The 17,208-nt window shown below is 52.5% G+C and carries 17 protein-coding genes; 9 read left to right on the top strand and 8 right to left on the bottom strand.

Annotated features, from left to right (window positions below; translation table 11 throughout):
* Positions 1–3 precede the first annotated feature (3 nt).
* The 5 genes from ATL17_RS15065 to uraH are packed head-to-tail and all read right to left on the bottom strand — an operon-like array spanning position 4 to position 6,205.
* Positions 4–1,227, bottom strand: coding sequence for a urate hydroxylase PuuD (locus ATL17_RS15065; RefSeq protein WP_133573637.1), 1,224 nt, complete (start codon positions 1,225–1,227; stop codon positions 4–6).
* On the bottom strand, positions 1,217–2,059 hold the full coding sequence (gene xdhC, locus ATL17_RS15060) for a xanthine dehydrogenase accessory protein XdhC (protein WP_133573636.1): 843 nt from the start codon (positions 2,057–2,059) through the stop codon (positions 1,217–1,219). The genes ATL17_RS15065 and xdhC overlap by 11 nt, the downstream gene beginning before the upstream one ends.
* Positions 2,059–4,365 (bottom strand): xanthine dehydrogenase molybdopterin binding subunit, encoded by a 2,307-nt coding sequence (gene xdhB, locus ATL17_RS15055; protein ID WP_133573635.1) that lies wholly within the window; start codon positions 4,363–4,365, stop codon positions 2,059–2,061. Before xdhB ends, xdhC begins: the two co-directional genes overlap by 1 nt.
* Positions 4,365–5,843, bottom strand: a complete 1,479-nt coding sequence (gene xdhA / locus ATL17_RS15050) for a xanthine dehydrogenase small subunit (RefSeq protein ID WP_133573634.1) — start codon at positions 5,841–5,843, stop codon at positions 4,365–4,367. The genes xdhB and xdhA overlap by 1 nt, the downstream gene beginning before the upstream one ends.
* A gap of 2 nt (positions 5,844–5,845) precedes the next feature.
* Positions 5,846–6,205: a hydroxyisourate hydrolase gene (uraH, locus tag ATL17_RS15045; protein WP_211197767.1), complete on the bottom strand. Its 360-nt coding sequence runs from the start codon at positions 6,203–6,205 to the stop codon at positions 5,846–5,848.
* Between the two features lie 184 nt (positions 6,206–6,389).
* Here uraH and puuE point away from each other — a divergent pair, with 184 nt between their 5' ends.
* From puuE to ATL17_RS15030, 3 genes are read left to right on the top strand one after another with little or no spacing between them, the layout of a single operon-like run.
* The gene (gene puuE, locus ATL17_RS15040) at positions 6,390–7,835 is read left to right on the top strand and encodes an allantoinase PuuE (RefSeq protein WP_133573632.1); all 1,446 of its coding nucleotides are present in this window, start codon (positions 6,390–6,392) and stop codon (positions 7,833–7,835) included.
* Positions 7,836–8,660 carry a bifunctional allantoicase/(S)-ureidoglycine aminohydrolase gene (locus ATL17_RS15035; RefSeq protein ID WP_133573631.1) on the top strand — a complete coding sequence of 275 codons (825 nt, stop codon included), beginning with the start codon at positions 7,836–7,838 and terminating at the stop codon, positions 8,658–8,660.
* Entirely contained in the window at positions 8,661–9,161 is a 501-nt protein-coding gene (locus ATL17_RS15030) for an ureidoglycolate lyase (RefSeq protein WP_133573630.1), read from the top strand.
* A gap of 186 nt (positions 9,162–9,347) precedes the next feature.
* Here the strand turns inward: ATL17_RS15030 and ATL17_RS15025 are convergent, their stop codons facing one another.
* Positions 9,348–9,791, bottom strand: a complete 444-nt coding sequence (locus tag ATL17_RS15025; RefSeq protein WP_133573629.1) for an Lrp/AsnC family transcriptional regulator — start codon at positions 9,789–9,791, stop codon at positions 9,348–9,350.
* Between the two features lie 243 nt (positions 9,792–10,034).
* Here ATL17_RS15025 and ATL17_RS15020 point away from each other — a divergent pair, with 243 nt between their 5' ends.
* From ATL17_RS15020 to ATL17_RS15000, 6 genes are all read left to right on the top strand, one after another.
* Positions 10,035–11,150, top strand: a complete 1,116-nt coding sequence (locus ATL17_RS15020; protein WP_133573628.1) for a saccharopine dehydrogenase family protein — start codon at positions 10,035–10,037, stop codon at positions 11,148–11,150.
* A gap of 227 nt (positions 11,151–11,377) precedes the next feature.
* Positions 11,378–11,551 (top strand): hypothetical protein, encoded by a 174-nt coding sequence (locus ATL17_RS16955; RefSeq protein ID WP_166639058.1) that lies wholly within the window; start codon positions 11,378–11,380, stop codon positions 11,549–11,551.
* 87 nt (positions 11,552–11,638) lie between these two features.
* Positions 11,639–12,418, top strand: coding sequence for an ABC transporter ATP-binding protein (locus ATL17_RS15015; protein WP_133573627.1), 780 nt, complete (start codon positions 11,639–11,641; stop codon positions 12,416–12,418).
* A gap of 48 nt (positions 12,419–12,466) precedes the next feature.
* Positions 12,467–13,189 (top strand): transporter substrate-binding domain-containing protein, encoded by a 723-nt coding sequence (locus ATL17_RS15010; protein WP_133573626.1) that lies wholly within the window; start codon positions 12,467–12,469, stop codon positions 13,187–13,189.
* A gap of 119 nt (positions 13,190–13,308) precedes the next feature.
* Positions 13,309–14,112: an ABC transporter permease gene (locus tag ATL17_RS15005; protein WP_208111223.1), complete on the top strand. Its 804-nt coding sequence runs from the start codon at positions 13,309–13,311 to the stop codon at positions 14,110–14,112.
* Positions 14,109–14,948, top strand: a complete 840-nt coding sequence (locus ATL17_RS15000; RefSeq protein ID WP_133573624.1) for an ABC transporter permease — start codon at positions 14,109–14,111, stop codon at positions 14,946–14,948. Before ATL17_RS15005 ends, ATL17_RS15000 begins: the two co-directional genes overlap by 4 nt.
* Positions 14,949–14,960: 12 nt before the next feature.
* Here the strand turns inward: ATL17_RS15000 and ATL17_RS14995 are convergent, their stop codons facing one another.
* Positions 14,961–15,815 (bottom strand): SMP-30/gluconolactonase/LRE family protein, encoded by an 855-nt coding sequence (locus ATL17_RS14995; RefSeq protein ID WP_133573623.1) that lies wholly within the window; start codon positions 15,813–15,815, stop codon positions 14,961–14,963.
* Positions 15,816–15,976: 161 nt separating this feature from the next.
* The gene (locus tag ATL17_RS14990; protein WP_133573622.1) at positions 15,977–17,206 is read right to left on the bottom strand and encodes a pyridoxal phosphate-dependent aminotransferase; all 1,230 of its coding nucleotides are present in this window, start codon (positions 17,204–17,206) and stop codon (positions 15,977–15,979) included.
* Between the last annotated feature and the right edge of the window lie 2 nt (positions 17,207–17,208).

The raw sequence follows: 17,208 nt of genomic DNA, 5'->3' as shown, positions 1-17,208 counted from the left end.
GTCCTACTGATTTACGCTTTCATACCATGCCACAAGCAACTCGCGCTCTTCCGCTGACATATAGGTCACATTGCCCGGCGGCATAGCGTGGCTGCGCCCGGCTTGGATATAAATCTCTTGCGCGTAAGCGGCAATGGCTTGGTCATTATCCAAAATGACATTTTTCGGCGCTTGATGCACCCCATCCCACACTGGCTCTTCGGTGTGACACATGGAGCAACGGCCCAACACCGTGTCGCGCGCCTCTTCAAATTGAGCGGATGCCATATAGGGTGCGGCATTGAGGGTGGCCATTTTATCTTCGGTGAGGCCCGAGATTTTCGGATTGGTGGACAACCACATGATCAAAATAAACAGCACCGCAGACAGGAACCACGGCCAACCCAAAAACTTGCCGCTTTCGTGCTTGGTGTTGAAGAAATGGCGGATCAGCACGCCGATCAAGAAGATCATTGAGGCGATCACCCAATTATATTGGGTGGCGAAGGCCAGCGGATAATGGTTCGACAACATCAAAAACAGCACGGGCAGGGTGAGATAATTATTGTGCACAGAGCGCTGTTTGGACTGTTTGCCCAAGGCTGGATCAGGCTCCTTACCGGCCTTTAAATCATCCACGATCACTTTTTGATTGGGGATGATGATGAAGAACACATTGGCCGACATGATGGTGGCGGTGAAGGCACCCAAATGCAGCAATGCGGCGCGGCCCGTGAACATCTGCGTGTAGCCCCAAGCCATGAAGACCAGCACGCCAAACAGCAGTACCATCAGGCCCGTATCGCTTTTGCCAATGGGGGATTTGCACAGGAGATCATAAATGATCCAGCCCCCGGCGATGGAGGCGACCGACAGGAAGATGGCGAGCGGCACACTCATATCCATCACATTGCGGTCGATAAGATAAAGATCGGCCCCGACATAATAGACAATGGCGAGCATGGCGAAACCGGAGAGCCAGGTGGTGTAGGCCTCCCATTTAAACCAGATCAAATGTTCGGGCATATGGTCGGGCGCGACCATATATTTCTGGATATGGTAGAAGCCACCGCCATGGACCTGCCATTCCTCACCGCGCACGCCCTTGTGCAGTTTCGGGTTGGGTTTGAGGCCCAAATCCAAGGCGATGAAATAGAAGCTGGAGCCGATCCACGCAATGGCGGTAATCACATGCAACCAGCGCACGCCAAAGGCGATCCATTCGTAAAAAATTGCACTATCTGGCATATTCGCCCCCTAATTTCAACTTGGTTGCTTGCGCCTGCGCTGCCTGTTGCTCAATCAATTCTGCCGCCACCAAAGCCGCGATCACTTCAGGCCGTTTATCTTTGACCTTGGCACCGCCAATGGGTAGCACCAATTGATCGAATGACGCCTTTGGATAGGCATCGGCCAACCACGACCGGAATGTGTTGCGCTTTGATTTTGAGCCGATCATGCCGACATAGAAAAAGCGGTTCATGGCCAAGGCTTCGCCCGTGATCATAAAGTCTAGCGCATGATCATGGGTGAACACCACCACGCCTGCCCCCTCCGGCGCGGTGCGCAATTCGGCTTCGGGTAGCGGGCTGAGGCGTTTTTCAATGCCATCGATTTTGGCCAGTTCTTCGGCGCGCTGATCGATCAAGATCGGCTTGAAGGGCAGCGGCTTTAGCGCCTGTGCCAAAGCGCGGCCCACATGGCCTGCACCAAAGATGTAAATTGGTGTTTGCGCTTGGACTTCGTCGCGCAAATTCTGTTCAAAGATTTGGGCGGCACTCGCATCCAAACGACGCAGAGAGAAAGTAAAATGGCCACCGCAGCATTGACCGATTTGCGGGCCGAGCGGCAACTCGATCTCGCGATGGGTTTGGCCGTGCCGCAACATTTTACGGGCTTCATCCATCATCATATATTCGGCTTGGCCGCCGCCAATTGTGCCAAACACATCCGACGCGCTGACCACCATTTTTGCGTCACTATCGCGCGGGGTGGAGCCTTTGATGGCGAGAATTTCCACCAAGATGGCTTCGCCCTTCGCCTGTGCCCAGAATTGCTGCCAAACGGAAATCGCCATCATCAGCGCTGCCCTTTCAGCCTTTCCACCGCCATCAAAATGCGCTCCGGCGTCGCCGGAGCATCTAGGCGCGGGCAGGTTTTATAATCGTCCACACTGGCCACGGCCATAGACAATGCTTCCAGCACCGACACAGCGAGCATAAAGGGCGGTTCACCCACCGCTTTGGAGCGCTTGATGGTGCGCTTTTCGTTTTTCGACCAAGTGACCAATTTGGTGATGAAGTGGCGTGGTCGATCCGACGCGAGTGGGATTTTGTAGGTGGAGGGCGCGTGGGTTTTCAGCTCGCCCTTATCGGAGAACCAAAGCTCTTCTGTGGTGAGCCAGCCCATGCCCTGAATAAAGCCACCTTCAACCTGCCCTAAATCAATCGCTTCATTGATCGAGTTGCCCACATCATGGAGCAAATCCACACGGTCCACAAAATATTCGCCCGTGAGCGTGTCGATCACCACTTCGGACACAGCCGCGCCATAGGCGTAATAATAGAACGGTGTGCCGCGCCCGGTTTCACGGTTCCAGTGAATATCTGGCGTTTTGTAAAATCCGGCGGCAGAAAGATGTACGCGCTCCATATAGGCGGCGGCGATCAGTTCTTCGAACGGCACTTGTTTGCCTGAGCAATCCAGATGCTCATAGCCAAACTTCACGTCTGCTTCTTCGATCTGGAATTTGTCGGCGGCAAAACGCACCAACCGAGCTTCCAATTGCCGCGCCGCATCGGCAGCGGCCATGCCGTTCAAATCCGTGCCGGATGACGCGGCGGTGGCGGAGGTGTTGGGCACTTTGTCGGTGCGCGTGGCGCTGACTTTAACGCGCTTGGGGTCGACCTGTAATTCATCGGCCAGCACTTGCGCCACTTTCGAATAAAGCCCTTGGCCCATTTCCGTGCCGCCATGATTGAGCAGGATGGAACCATCTTTGTAAATGTGCACCAATGCACCCGCCTGATTGTACCACGTGGCGGTGAAGGAAATGCCGAATTTAACCGGGGTGAGCGCGATGCCGCGCTTCAGATTTTTGTGGGTCTTGTTGAACGCCAGCACCTTTTGGCGTCGGGCCTGATAGTCAGAACTTTCTTCCAACTCATCCACCACTTGAGCGATGATGTTATCATCAACAATTTGGTGATAAGGCGTTTTGTTGCCTGTGGTCGGGCCATAAAAATTGGCGCGGCGCACCTCAAGCGGGTCTTTGCCGAGCTTATAGGCGATCTCTTCAATCACCCGTTCTCCCCCCAGCAGTCCTTGCGGGCCGCCAAAACCGCGGAAAGCGGTGTTGGACACAGTGTTGGTTTTCAGCGGGCGCGAGCGCAACTCGACATTTTCAAGGAAATAGCAATTGTCCGCATGGAACAATGCGCGGTCTGTTACCGGGCCGGAGAGGTCAGCTGAAAAACCGCAGCGGGCGGCAAAGTCGGCATCCAGCGCGTGGATTTTGCCGCTTTCGTCAAAACCCACCTCATAGGTGGCGAGGAAATCATGGCGCTTGCCCGTCATCACCATATCATCGTCACGGTCCGGGCGAATTTTCACTGCACGTTTGTATTTTTTAGCGGCGATGGCTGCGACACAGGCGAACAGCGAAGCTTGTGTTTCCTTGCCGCCAAAGCCGCCGCCCATGCGCCGCACTTCCACATTCACTGCGTGCTGGTGCGCACCCAAAGCGTGGGCCACCATATGCTGCACCTCAGAGGGGTGTTGGGTGGAAGAGATGACTTTGACCGTGTCGTCTTCGCCCGGGATGGCCATGGCGATATGGCCCTCGAGATAGAAATGATCCTGACCGCCAATTTCCATTTCGCCTTTGAGGCGCAATGGGGCCTTTGCCATCGCCTGCTTCACATCACCATTTTTCAAGGTGAGCGGCGCGGTGACAAATTCACCGCCTGCTTTTTCGGCAGCGCGAATATCGAGAATGGCAGATTTTTCCTGATAGCTGATTTTGGCTTTTTTCGCCGCGCGGCGGGCTGCATCGCGATGGGTGGCAATCACCGCAAAAACAGGCTGGCCGAGAAACAGCACCTCTTTGTCTGCAAAGATCGGATCATCATGTAACCCGGTGGGGCTGACATCATTTTCACCCGGAATATCACTGGCGGTGAGCACTCCCAACACGTTTGGATGCGACAGCACGTCGGTGAAATCGATATTTTCGATGGTACCGGATGCGATGGTGCTGAGGCCGATATAGGCGTGCAGCGTGCCGGCTGGTTCATTGATGTCATCAAGATAGTCGGCAGCACCGGCCACATGTTTATGGGCGGATTCGTGCGGTTTTGGACCAAGGGCGGATTGCTTTTGGCTCATCAATTCACCTCCACCAATGCGGCTTGGCGCAATGTATCTAAACTTTCCGCTTCACCAAAATACTCATCATAAAAGCGCAGCAGCAGATTTTTCGCCACTTGCTGGCGATAGGCCGCGCTGGCCCGCATATCGGTCATCGGGGTGAAATCCTGATCAAAAGCATCCAGCGCATTTTCAAATGTGTCGCGGGTGAGCGGTTGGCCATTCAGCGCAGCTTCTACATTGTCCGCGCGTTTAGGCACGCCCGCCATGCCGCCGTAAGCGATGCGCAAGCTGCCAATCTTGTTGCCGTCTGTTTCAAGGTGGAACGCAGCGGCGACGGCGGAAATATCTTCATCCCGGCGTTTGGAAATTTTATAGGCCGCAAAGTGCGCTTCAGGCTTCGGCAATGGCACTTGAATTTGCGCCAAAAACTCGCCGGGCGCGCGATCTTGCTTGCGATATTCGATAAAGAATTTTTCCAACGGCAATTGGCGGGTTTCTTCGCCTTTTTGCAGCGTGATGGTTGCCCCCAATGCGATCAGTGCTGGTGGCGTCTCGCCAATGGGGGAGCCATTGGCAATGTTGCCACCGATGGTGCCCATATTGCGCACCTGAGCGCCGCCGATGCGCCGCCAATAGGCGCTGAGCTGTGTCAGTTTTTCATCAATCAGCGGCAGCAGATCCGTGTAGGTTACACCGCCATTGATGATCAGCTGGCCATCTTTTTCCTGAACCGCATCAAAATCACGAAGCGCTGTTAGAAAAATGGAAGGGGTGATTGGGCGCATAAATTTGGTGACCCAGAGGCCCACATCGGTGGCGCCAGCGACCAAAGTTGCATCTGGGTGCGCCACATAAATTTCGGCCAATTGTGCCTTAGTCTTGGGCACAAAGATTTTGTCTCCATCGCTCTCAATGGCGATGGGCGAGTCATTTTGCAGCGCTTGCAAGCGGTCGATATTTTGCTGGCGTTCCTTGACCAGAAAATCCTGCTCCAAGCTGCCGAATTTTACGATATTCCGCGCGGCTTTGACGATGGGCTGATAGCCCGTACATCGGCAGAGATTGCCCTGCAAAGCTTCCTCAATCTCGGTTGTGGTCGGGTCAGCATTTTCCATCCACATGGCATAGAGCGACATAACAAAGCCCGGCGTGCAAAAACCGCATTGGGAGCCATGATGTTCAACCATAGCTTGCTGGATTGGATGCAGCCCCTGATCGCTTTTCAGATGTTCGATGGTGACGATGTGGGTGCCGTGCAAACTGGCGACAAAGCTGATGCAGGCATTGACGGCCTGGTAGCGCAGCTTGCCGTTTTTCAACCGTCCCACCAGCACGGTGCAAGCACCACAATCCCCTTCGGCACAACCTTCTTTTGTGCCGCGGAGTGTTTTTTCAAGACGTAAAAAATCAAGTAAAGTTTGGTCTGATTTGAGCTTTTCGAGCTCTATGATTTCATCGTTCAGCCAAAAAGAAATTTTTGAATCGAAGTTCAAAATTAGCTCCCTCGATAGGTGGAATAGCCATAAGGCGACACCAAAAGCGGCACATGATAATGGGCATCGGGCTGGGCAATCACAAAGCGCACGGGCACTTCATCCAAAAACGCACCATTCGGCTCTTCAACGCTGTGGCTTTTAAAATAATCTGCCACCATAAAGCGCAATTCGTAGGTGCCGGTTTTTAAAACCCCTTCCAACAGCGGCCCATCAACGCGGCCATCATGATTGGTGCGGGTTTCCAGAATTTTTTCGGCAGTGCCATTGTTCAGCTCAAATAGGCAGAGCTGCAATCCGCTTGCGGGGCAACCGCGCGCTGTGTCCAACACATGAGTTGTGAGTTTGCCTGTCGCCATAATTACCTCCCCCTATTGCATGCATTTTTGCCGTGTTTCTGGGGGTTATGTCAAGAAATTTTAACAATTGGTCAAAAAATTACTGCCGCCCGGCATTTCCCCCTAGGCGCAAATCATCGCTTCATGCATAGTGCATGCTATATGGGATTTCGCCAACGCAAAAATATCAGCATAAAGGGTGGAGCAAATGAGCGATAAACCGCAACGCTATGAACGGGATATGCGCGGCTATGGCCGCCGCAAACCAGCGGTTCAATGGCCGAATGGCGCCAAGATTGCCGTGCAATTTGTGCTCAATTATGAAGAAGGCGGCGAGAATTGCCTGTTGCATGGTGACAAGGCATCCGAAGCCTTTTTGTCTGAAATTGTAGGCGCACAGCAATGGCAGGGCCAGCGCCATTGGAACATGGAAAGCATCTATGAATATGGCGCGCGCGCCGGGTTTTGGCGGGTGCATGAGCTGTTTACCCAATTTGATATGCCGCTGACCATTTATGGGGTGGCCACCGCGCTTAAACGCTCGCCCGAGCAAGTGGCGGCGATGCAGGAGGCGGGGTGGGAAATTGCCTCACACGGGCTAAAATGGATCGAATATAAGGACTTCACCGAAGCCGAAGAGCGCGCCCATATGAAAGAAGCGATCCAGCTGCATTATGAGGCCACGGGCGCTTATCCCAAAGGCTGGTATACGGGCCGCTGTTCGGACCATACGGTGGCGCTGACCCAGGAAATGGGGTGCTTTGATTATGTGTCGGACAGTTATGCGGATGATCTGCCCTATTGGCGGGCACCCCATGGCGAGGCACAACAGCCACAATTGATTATCCCCTATACACTGGACACAAATGATATGCGCTTTGCTGCGGTGCAGGGCTTTAATAGTGGCGACCAGTTTTACTGCTATTTGAAAGATAGCTTTGACGCGCTTTATGCCGAAGGCGAAACGGGGGCGCCGAAAGTGCTGAATATCGGGCTGCATTGCCGCCTGATCGGCCGCCCCGGGCGGATTATGGCGCTACGGCGTTTCCTCGACTATATCCAATCTAAACCCGATGTTTGGGTGGCGCGACGCATTGATATTGCGCACCATTGGATGGAGCATCACCCTTATGCAGCACCAAAATTTGACCTGGTGAATATGAGCCGCACGACCTTTGTGGAGCAGTTTGGCGGCGTGTTTGAACATTCGCCTTGGATTGCAGAACGGGCCTATGAATCTGAGCTTGGTCCGGCGCATGATTGTGCCATCGGCATACATGCGGCATTGGCGGCGCAATTTAGAAAAGCGCGGGAGAGCGAGCGGCTTAAAGTGTTGAACGCACACCCGGATTTGGCGGGCAAGTTGGCAGCGGCGAAACGGTTGACTGAAGACTCGACCAAGGAGCAAGCCGGTGCTGGGCTTGACGCTTTGACGGATGATGAGCGTGCCACTTTCACCGAGTTGAACGAGACTTATACGGCCAAGTTTGGTTTTCCCTTTATCATTGCGGTGAAAGGGCTGAACAAGGATCAGATTCTTGAACAGTTTAAAAAGCGCGTGCATCATGATCGGGATGAAGAATTTGCAACGGCGTGTCAGCAAGTGGAGCGGATTGCTCTATTGCGGCTGAAAGACATGTTTGGGGAGGACTAGATGAGCCAATATTATACGCCCAAAGGTGGCCTGCCGCCGCAAACGCAATTGCTGACCGACCGCGCCAAATTTACAGACGCTTATGCGGTGATCCCAAAAGGGGTGTTTAGCGATATTGTCACGTCCAACCTGCCTCATTGGGACAATACCCGCGCCTGGATAATTGCGCGGCCACTCAGCGGCTTTGCGGAGACCTTTGCGCAATATGTGATGGAGGTTGCCCCCGGCGGTGGCAGCACCCGGCCAGAGCCAGACCCAAGCGCTGAAGGCGTTTTGTTTGTGACCGAGGGCGAAGGCACGCTGACACTTGACGGAGAACAGCACAAACTGGGCGTGGGGTCATATGCCTATTTGGCAGTGGAGGCGGACTGGCAATTGGCGAATGATTCAGATGCACCGCTTCGGTTTCATTGGATTCGCAAAGCCTATGAAACAGTGGATGGGATCGATGCGCCAACGAGCTTTGTGACCAATGAGAACGACCACGACCCCATCCCTATGCCAGATACGGATGGCGCTTGGGCCACCACGCGCTTTGTGGACCCCAGTGATGTGGCCCATGATATGCATGTGAATATTGTGACTTTCCAGCCCGGCGGCGTGATCCCTTTCGCGGAAACCCATGTAATGGAACACGGGCTTTATGTGCTGCAGGGCAAGGCGGTTTATCGGCTGAATGAGGATTGGGTTGAAGTGGAGGCGGGCGACTTTATGTGGTTGCGCGCCTTCTGTCCGCAAGCCTGCTATGCGGGTGGGCCGGAGCCATTCCGCTATCTACTTTACAAAGACGTGAACCGGCATATGAAGCTGAAATTGGGGGCATAAATGGAAGTTCCGTTTATTCCTATCAAGCCGCTGACCATCGAAGCCTTTGCGCCGTTTGGCGAAGTGATTGATCTGGACAAGGCTGATCATTTTCCGATCAATAATGGCATGTGCACCCGCTATAATGATTTGGCGACGGTTGAGCTGGGTGGTGTAGAGCCCCGACCGCTGGTGAATATTTTCCGTGGCAAGCCTTATGATATTCCCCTGCACCTCAAAATGGTGGAGCGACATCCGCTCGGCTCACAGGCTTTTATCCCCATGAGCAAGCGCCCGTTTTTGGTGATTGTAGCGCCGGATGAGGCGGGCACGCCGGGCAAACCAGAGGCTTTTTTGACTCAATCTGGGCAAGGCATCAATTTGAAAATGGGCTGTTGGCACGGGGTGCTGACCACATTGGAGCAGACCAGCGATTTTGTGGTGATTGATCGGGGTGGGCCGGGAGAAAATCTGGAAGAATTTTATTATGAGCCGGGCTTTTTGGTTGGGTTTGCGGATTAGAGGCTTTAGACAAGTGCTCTTCCGTCACCCTAGACTTGATCCGGGGTCCAGCCTCGGCACTCTAGCCACTAGTGCATTGCCCATTTGGTCAAGGCTACATGGATTACCGGATCAAGTCCGGTAATGACGGTGGTGGATGAGGATATTTTGTACGGTGGGTCGTTTTCTTTATCCGGTGGATCTGGTTTACCGCCGATCGAATTTACGACCCAGCACCAGCGACGTCTGCGTGCGGCGGACGCCGGGGATGAGGGCGATTTCGTCGATGATTTCGTCAATATCTTCGAGCTGCGGTGCTTCGACTGACAGGTGCAAATCATATTCGCCATTGATGGCGAGGCAGAGTTTGATTTCAGGGAAGTCTTTCAGCTTATCGGCGATCTGCTTGCCCTGCTGCTGATGCACCTCGATCATCACCAAGGCTTCCACATGTTGGCGGCCCGGATCTTCCGCCAATTGTACTGTGTAGCCTTTGATATAGCCCAAGCGCTCGAGTCGAGCGATCCGCTCATGCACCGTGGTGCGGGCAATGCCGAGTTTTTTGGCAATATCAGAAGTTTTGGCGCGGGCGTTAAATTGCAATTGGGCAATCAATTGCCGATCCAATTCATCCCGTATGGGCTTTTCCATGCCGCCGCTCCCTTCCGACAAATAGTCAAGCATATGATAAAGTGACGATGAGCAAGTTTTTGCCAAGGCGCAAGTGCATCAGGTGGTTAAGCGCGTGTTGCGCAGCTCTTTTTCGTCATTTTGTCGGATATAGCAACCAATTTCCGTCATTTCATCTTGATTATGGCGGTTCAGATTCTATGCGCTGACAGTGCGCGCTGGCACAATTTTACCAGTTTAAAAAATCAAACCAGAGGGACAGATATGAATTGGGATGTTTTGATTGTTGGCGCAGGTAAAATTGGCCGCATGGTGGGCGTGGTTTTGGAAAGCCAGCCTGAATATAGCGTGACCGTTGCCGACACCAATGAAGCTGCCTTGGCGGAAGTGGCCAAATTGGGCCTGAAAACGGCCAAAGTGGACGTGACCAATGAAGATGAATTGGTGGCTGCCCTTAAAGACAAAAATGCCGTGTTGAGCGCTGCACCCTACTTTTTGACCCCTGCTATCGCGACGGGCGCGAAAAAAGCAGGTACACATTATTTCGACCTGACGGAAGATGTGAAAGGCACCAAGTTTGTGATGGACTTGGCCAAAGACGCTGACACTGCCTTTATGCCACAATGTGGCTTGGCGCCCGGTTTTGTGGGTGTTGCGGGTTATCACTTGGCGAAGCAGTTTGACAAGGTTGAAGATTTGTCCATGCGCGTTGGTGCGTTGCCACGCTACCCAACAAATGCGCTGAAATATAACATCACCTGGTCAACCGAAGGCATGGTGAATGAATATTGCAACCCATGTGAAGCTTTGGTGGATGGCAAGTTGGTGGAAGTGCCACCACTTGAGAATTTGCAGACATTCACATTGAACGGCACCGACTTTGAGTGTTTCAACACTTCTGGCGGTTTGGGCACCTTGTGCGAAACGCTTTCAGGCCACGCGAAAAACGTGTCTTACCGTTCGATCCGCTATCCGGGCCACCGCGATATTTTGAAAATTTTGTTGCAGGATTTGAAGCTGCAAGAGCGTCAGGACTTGATGTGCGAAATTTTCAACACGGCTTTGCCAGTGACCAAGCAAGACACGGTAACCGTGTTCTGCACCGCAACGGGCACCATTGATGGCAAATATGAGGAAAAATCTTTCCTCAATGTTTCCACCCCAATGGAAGTGGCTGGCAAAGAGTGGACCGCCATTCAAATCACCACTGCTGCCGGCGTGACCGCAGCGATGGACTTGATGCGGACAGGCAAATTGCCAAGCAAAGGCTTTGTGCGCCAAGAGCAAATCAATCTGGATGAGTTTTTGGACAATCGGTTCGGCGGCATGTTCCTGGGCAAGCCGTTGGCCACCAGCGCTGCGACAACAAAAGCGGCATAATTGTTTAAAGGGCGGGCTTTTGTCCGCCCTTTCCATTTCGGCGATTTTACCTAAGCAAAGTGCGAAATCTTTATTGAATTTTGTGCAAAATAATGACTATTCAGTCAAAATATAATCGGTCATACTGACATGGAACATATCGCAAATTTTGAATTTGCGGATAAAGCGTTGTGAGGGCAGCGCAAATCGGGCCCGAGAAATTGGACCTGATGCGAGGGAGGACATGATTGATGCTTTTGACCCTGACCATTGGTCCGGCAAGGCTGTTGAGCGTTTTTGCGCCATCTCATCTATTGTGTGCAGGCATGGCCCGCGCCAGCATTTTGCGGCGCTGGGGCAAATTTGTTCGACCTCTTGGCTGCACCTTTTTCACGCAAAAACTGATGGATCACTCCCCCTAATTGGGTAGGGTGCGCGGCAAAAGCCAATTGTGCGCCTGCTAAATTTGGGCTAGATCGGTTATTAGCGATCAAAGAATGAAAGAAAATATGTCGGACACGCAAACACCTGTCATTGAAGTACGCGACCTTCACAAAAGCTATGGCAATCTTGAAGTGCTTAAAGGCGTCGACCTTGTGGCCCATAAGGGCGATGTGGTGAGCTTGATCGGCTCTTCAGGCTCTGGCAAATCCACCTTGTTGCGGTGTGTCAATTTGTTGGAAGACAGCCAGCAAGGAGACGTGATTTTTGATGGGGAGCCTGTGCATTGGAAAGGTGAAGGGTTAAACCGTCACCCCGCTGACAAGGCGCAAGTGATCCGCATTCGCACCAATTTGACCATGGTGTTTCAGCAATTCAATCTTTGGGCGCATATGTCCATTTTGCAAAATGTGATGGAAGCGCCCGTCACCGTTTTGGGCGAAGACCCTGCGGTGGTGGAAGAGCGTGCGCGCATGTTGCTGGACAAAGTGGGCATTGGCGACAAGTGCGACAATTATCCCGCTCAACTTTCTGGCGGGCAGCAACAACGGGCCGCGATTGCGCGGGCTTTGGCGATGGAACCGCAAGCGCTTTTGTTTGATGAACCAACATCTGCGCTAGACCCAGAGTTGGAGCAAGAAGTGGTGAAGGTGATCAAGGATTTGGCCAAAGAGGGCCGCACCATGATTATCGTGACCCACGATATGCGCTTGGCTGCAGATGTTTCTGACCATGTTATCTTTTTGCATCAGGGCCGCATTGAAGAACAAGGCACCCCTGATGAGGTGTTTAAGAACACCAAAACCGAACGGCTACAGCAATTCTTGAGTGCGACCGTTCCGGCATAACCAACTCAAGATCTCTTTATAAAAGAGGTTAAACCAAGGGAGACTAAAATGAAAAAATTGATGCTTTCCGTTGCTGTTTTGGCAATGAGCACAAGCTTTGCGATGGCGGACACTGTGCGCCTTGGCACCGAGGGCGCTTACCCTCCATATAACTTCATCAATGATAGCGGTGAAGTTGACGGTTTTGAGCGCGAGTTGGGCGATGAGCTTTGCAAGCGTGCAGAAATGGATTGTGAGTGGGTTACCAACGATTGGGATTCAATCATCCCTAACTTGGTATCTGGCAACTATGACGCGATTATCGCAGGTATGTCTATCACACCTGAGCGTCAGGAAGTTGTTGATTTCACACAGAACTACACACCTCCATCACCTTCAGCATATGCTGCGTTGAGCGCTGATGTTGATCTTGACGGTGGCGTTGTTGCTGCACAAACAGGCACTATTCAAGCTGCGCACATCACCACAACTGGTGCGACATTGCTTGAGTTTGCAACACCTGACGAAACTGTTGCTGCTGTGCGCAATGGTGAAGCAGACGCAGTGCTTTCAGACAAAGACTTCTTGATCCCATTGGTTGAAGATTCAAATGGCGACATGGTTTTTGTTGGTGACGACGTACCTTTGGGTGGCGGCATCGGCATGGCTTTCCGCAAGTCTGATCCAGACATGCGCGGCAAGTTTGATGCAGCAATCCAATCCATGAAAGATGACGGCACATTGAACGAGCTGATCATCAAATGGTTGGGCGAAGACTCACCACGCTTCTAAGAAATTGAGGAAGGGCGGGACTTGTCTCGCCCTTTACCTATATGTTTGAATTCTGCGCAAATCCCGACCAAATTGAAGGCTTAACCTGGCTGACCTGTTATCTGACAACAGGCAAGCATATGAGCTTTTATGCCTCATTTGGCACTGTGTTGTTGCTGTTGGCTGTTACCGCGCCAACCGCCTTGTTATTCGGCTTTTTTGGCGCGTCTGCTGCGCGGTCGCACATTGCACCGCTGCGCTGGCTCGGCAAAGGTTATACCGCCATTGTGCGCGGTGTGCCCGACATTGCCTTTTTCCTTTTCTTCGTGATTGCGCTCGACCAAGCCTTTGAATATGTGCGCCACAAAACCCTGTGCTCGGACTGGACCGAACCGGTGCGGCAAGGCAATGATTTTGTGGTGTGTGCGGCGGCGAAATTGCCGCTTTCCACTTCCCCGCAATGGGTGCACGAAACTTACGGCTTTATTCTTGCCGTGCTGACCTTTGCCATTGTGTTTGGCGCCTTTGCTGCCAACGTGCTTTATGGCGGCATGCGCGCTGTGCCTCATGCGCAGCTGCAAACTGGCGAAGCTTATGGCATGACGCAGCGCCAAGTGTTTTGGCGGATTTTGATGCCGCAAATGTGGGTTTATGCGCTTCCCGGCCTGTCTAACCTTTGGATGATTTTGATCAAAGCGACGCCCTTGCTGTTCTTGCTCGGGGTTGAGGACATTGTTTATTGGGCGCGGGAATTGGGCGGCTCAAAAAGCTCCGCCTTCTCCTATCCGCACCCGGATTGGCGCATCTATTATTTCTTGGGCCTTTTGGTGTTCTATCTCGCCATGACCAAGATTTCTGAAATTGTGTTTGAAAAACTCATGGATCGTTTGAACCTTGGCCAAGCTACCACTGGCGGCAAATCACTTGCGGGAGGTTCAGCATGAGTTGCATTGAAACCATCCAAAATTATGCCTTCCGCTCCATGGGTTTTGGTGAACGCCTGTTACCGCGCTCGGACTTTACCTTATGTGACCAATTCACCCTGATCGGCTCGGGCTTGATCTGGAATGTCTATTTCGGCGTGTTGGCGCTTTGCTTAGGCTTCTTCCTCGCCGTTGCCGTGGCGATGGCCAAAGCCAGCAAGAACCCGTTTTTCCGCGTGCCTGCAGAATGGTTCATCTTTATTTTCCGCGGCTCACCGCTCTTTATTCAGTTCTTCTTTGCTTATGAGCTGTTTGTGTTGTTGCCGAAATTGGGCACCGACATCAATCTGGGCTTTGTGGAAATCACCGTGGAAACACGCTGGCTGACCAAAGCGTGGCTTGGGGCATTGATCGTGCTGTTCCTCAACACGGCAGCCTATTCCGGGGAGATCTTCTACGGCGCGCTTAAATCCATCCCGAAAGGCGATGTGGAAGCTGCCGATGCCTATGGCATTACGGGATGGCCGCGCTTTAAAAAGATCATTTGGCCAACCATGTTGCGCCTCGCCTGGCCGGCTTACACCAATGAAGCGATTTTCCTGTTTCACGCGACAACACTGGTATTCTTTTCCGGTTTTCCAAGCTGGCAACAGCGCGGCGATGCGCTTTATTACGCCAATTATTTTGCGGACAAGACCTTCAACCCGTTTGTGCCTTATCCGATTTTGGCCTTCTATTTTATCTTGCTGACGCTATGTGTGATCGGCATTTATGGAATGATCAATAAGCGCTTGAATCGGCACTTGCCGGAAAATCAAGTGCGCCGCATTAAGGTGCGGCCGCAGATTATTCGCTAGATTTTGGTGCGGTCAGTCTAGGCTGACCGCATATTCTGCTTGCCCCTTCACCACATTTTTCAAGCAAAAAACCTGGCCATCTTGCGCGCTTGGCGGGTTTAGATTTTCAAGGGCTGAGGTGAGGTAAAGGTCCGTAAAGTCGGGACCGCCAAAAGCCGGGCAAGTGGGCTGCTTTGCGGGCACGGAAATGCGCTGCACTTCATAGCCCTGCTCATTATATTCCACGATGCAGGATGCGCCCCAAAGCGCGATCCAGATATGGCCATTTTGATCCACCAATGCCCCATCTGGGTTTAGCTTTTTCTTGCGTAAATCCACATGCACGATCGGCTCGCCCAAGGGCCACCCCTCCGCATCCAGCATTTGCTTCCACACCAGATGAGTTGGCGTGTCTGTGTAATATGCGCATGAACGATCATGGGCGAAGCAGATCGAATTGGGAATCGCAACGTCTGGCACCAACAGGCGCAATTCGCCTTGGTAGAAGCGATAAATGCCCCCCTTCTCTTGCGTTGGATCGGTTTTGGACATGGTGCCAATCCAAAATCCACCCCACGGATCGATGCGTCCATCATTTGAGCGACGGGAGGGCACATCCTTTTCCAAATCCACCAGATGGGTTTGCGCGTTGGTTTCGAGATCATAGGTGAAAATTTGACTCTCAGAAGCGATCACTAATTTGGTTTCATCCAGCCAACCTGCGGCCGTGACAATCTCATCAAACGCCCATTCCAGCGCTTGCCCATCCTTTTGCGAACGTAATTTGCAATTGGGGATATCGAACCAAAAAAGCTGTTGCCGCAAAGGGTGCCAAAGCGGACCTTCGCCCAATGTGTTTTGTCGTTGATCAAATGTCTGTGCAGCCATTGTGCGCTCCTCCGCCTCTTAAATCTATGGCTAGCAAATCGAGACGGAGGGACAAGTCGGAAATGGACCGATTGGACAGATTTCGGACAAAAAAACCCGCCAGTACAAAGACTGGCGGGCAAGAAAAGATCTTTTAAAAAGATCCTTCTGTGGGAAGTTGTTTAAGCCAGAGCGCTTACCGCTTTTTGAATGCGGGATATCGCTTCGACTAATTCTGTTTTTGCTGCTGCGTAGGATATACGAAAATATGGTGAAAGTCCAAAGGCTGAGCCCGGCACGATGGCCACGTGGCTTTCTTCCAAAATATAGCGGCAAAAGTCGCTATCGCTTTCGATGGTTTTGCCGCTAGGCGTTTTCTTACCGATCAAGCCTTCGCAAGAAGCAAAGGTGTAAAATGCACCTTCCGGCACACGGCAGGTAACGCCTTCAATTTCATTGAGGCCAGCCACCACCAAATCGCGTCGCTCCTGGAACGACAAGCGCCGTTCCTCCAAAAAGCTATTGTCGCCATTCAGGGCTTCAATCGCTGCGGCTTGCGACACGGAAGAGGCACAAGATGTGGACTGTGACTGCATTACAGCCATGGCCTTGATCAATTCAACCGGGCCTGCGCCAAAGCCGATGCGCCAGCCTGTCATGGCGTGGGATTTGGACACGCCATTGACCAAAAGAATGCGGCTTTGCAGTTCAGGGGCCAATTGTGCTGGGGTGACGAATTTGAAATCATCATAGGTGATGTGTTCATAAATATCGTCGCTGACCAACCACACATGCGGATTGCGCTTGAGCACATTGAGCAAGGGCATCATTTCATCAGCCGAATAGGCGGCACCGGACGGGTTTGATGGCGAATTGAGCATTAACCATTTGGTTTTTGGCGTGATCGCCGCCTCCAACTGGTCTGGCTGCAAGCGGAAGCCTTTTTCGCCTGGGCATTGCACCAACACCGGCACGCCGCCACACACTTCCACAATATCTGCATAAGTGGTCCAGAACGGGGTGGGGATGATCACCTCATCGCCCGGATTGATCGTTGCCATAAAGGCATTGAACAAAACTTGCTTTGCCCCGGCAGACACGGAAATGTTGGCGGGCTGATAGGTCAGCCCATTTTCCCGTGCCAGCTTGTCGCAAATGGCCTTTTTAAGCTCAGGCGTACCGTCAAGCGGGGTATATTTGGTTTGCCCCGCTTCAATGGCAGCAATGCCTGCTTGTTTTACATGATCCGGGGTATCAAAATCGGGCTCACCTGCGCCCAATATGATGACCGGGTGCCCCTCGGCCCGCAATTCGCGGGCACGAGTGCTGATTTTGATGATCTCAGAAACCGATAGTTTGGCTATGCGGTTGGCCCGGAAAAAGCCGGGATGAGAAACCAGATCGGCGGCCATTT

The sequence above is a fragment of the Maritalea mobilis genome (assembly GCF_004363175.1).
Lineage (GTDB): Bacteria > Pseudomonadota > Alphaproteobacteria > Rhizobiales > Devosiaceae > Maritalea > Maritalea mobilis.
Note: the sequence above shows the minus strand (reverse complement) of the source record. Positions and strands in the feature narration are given on the sequence as shown.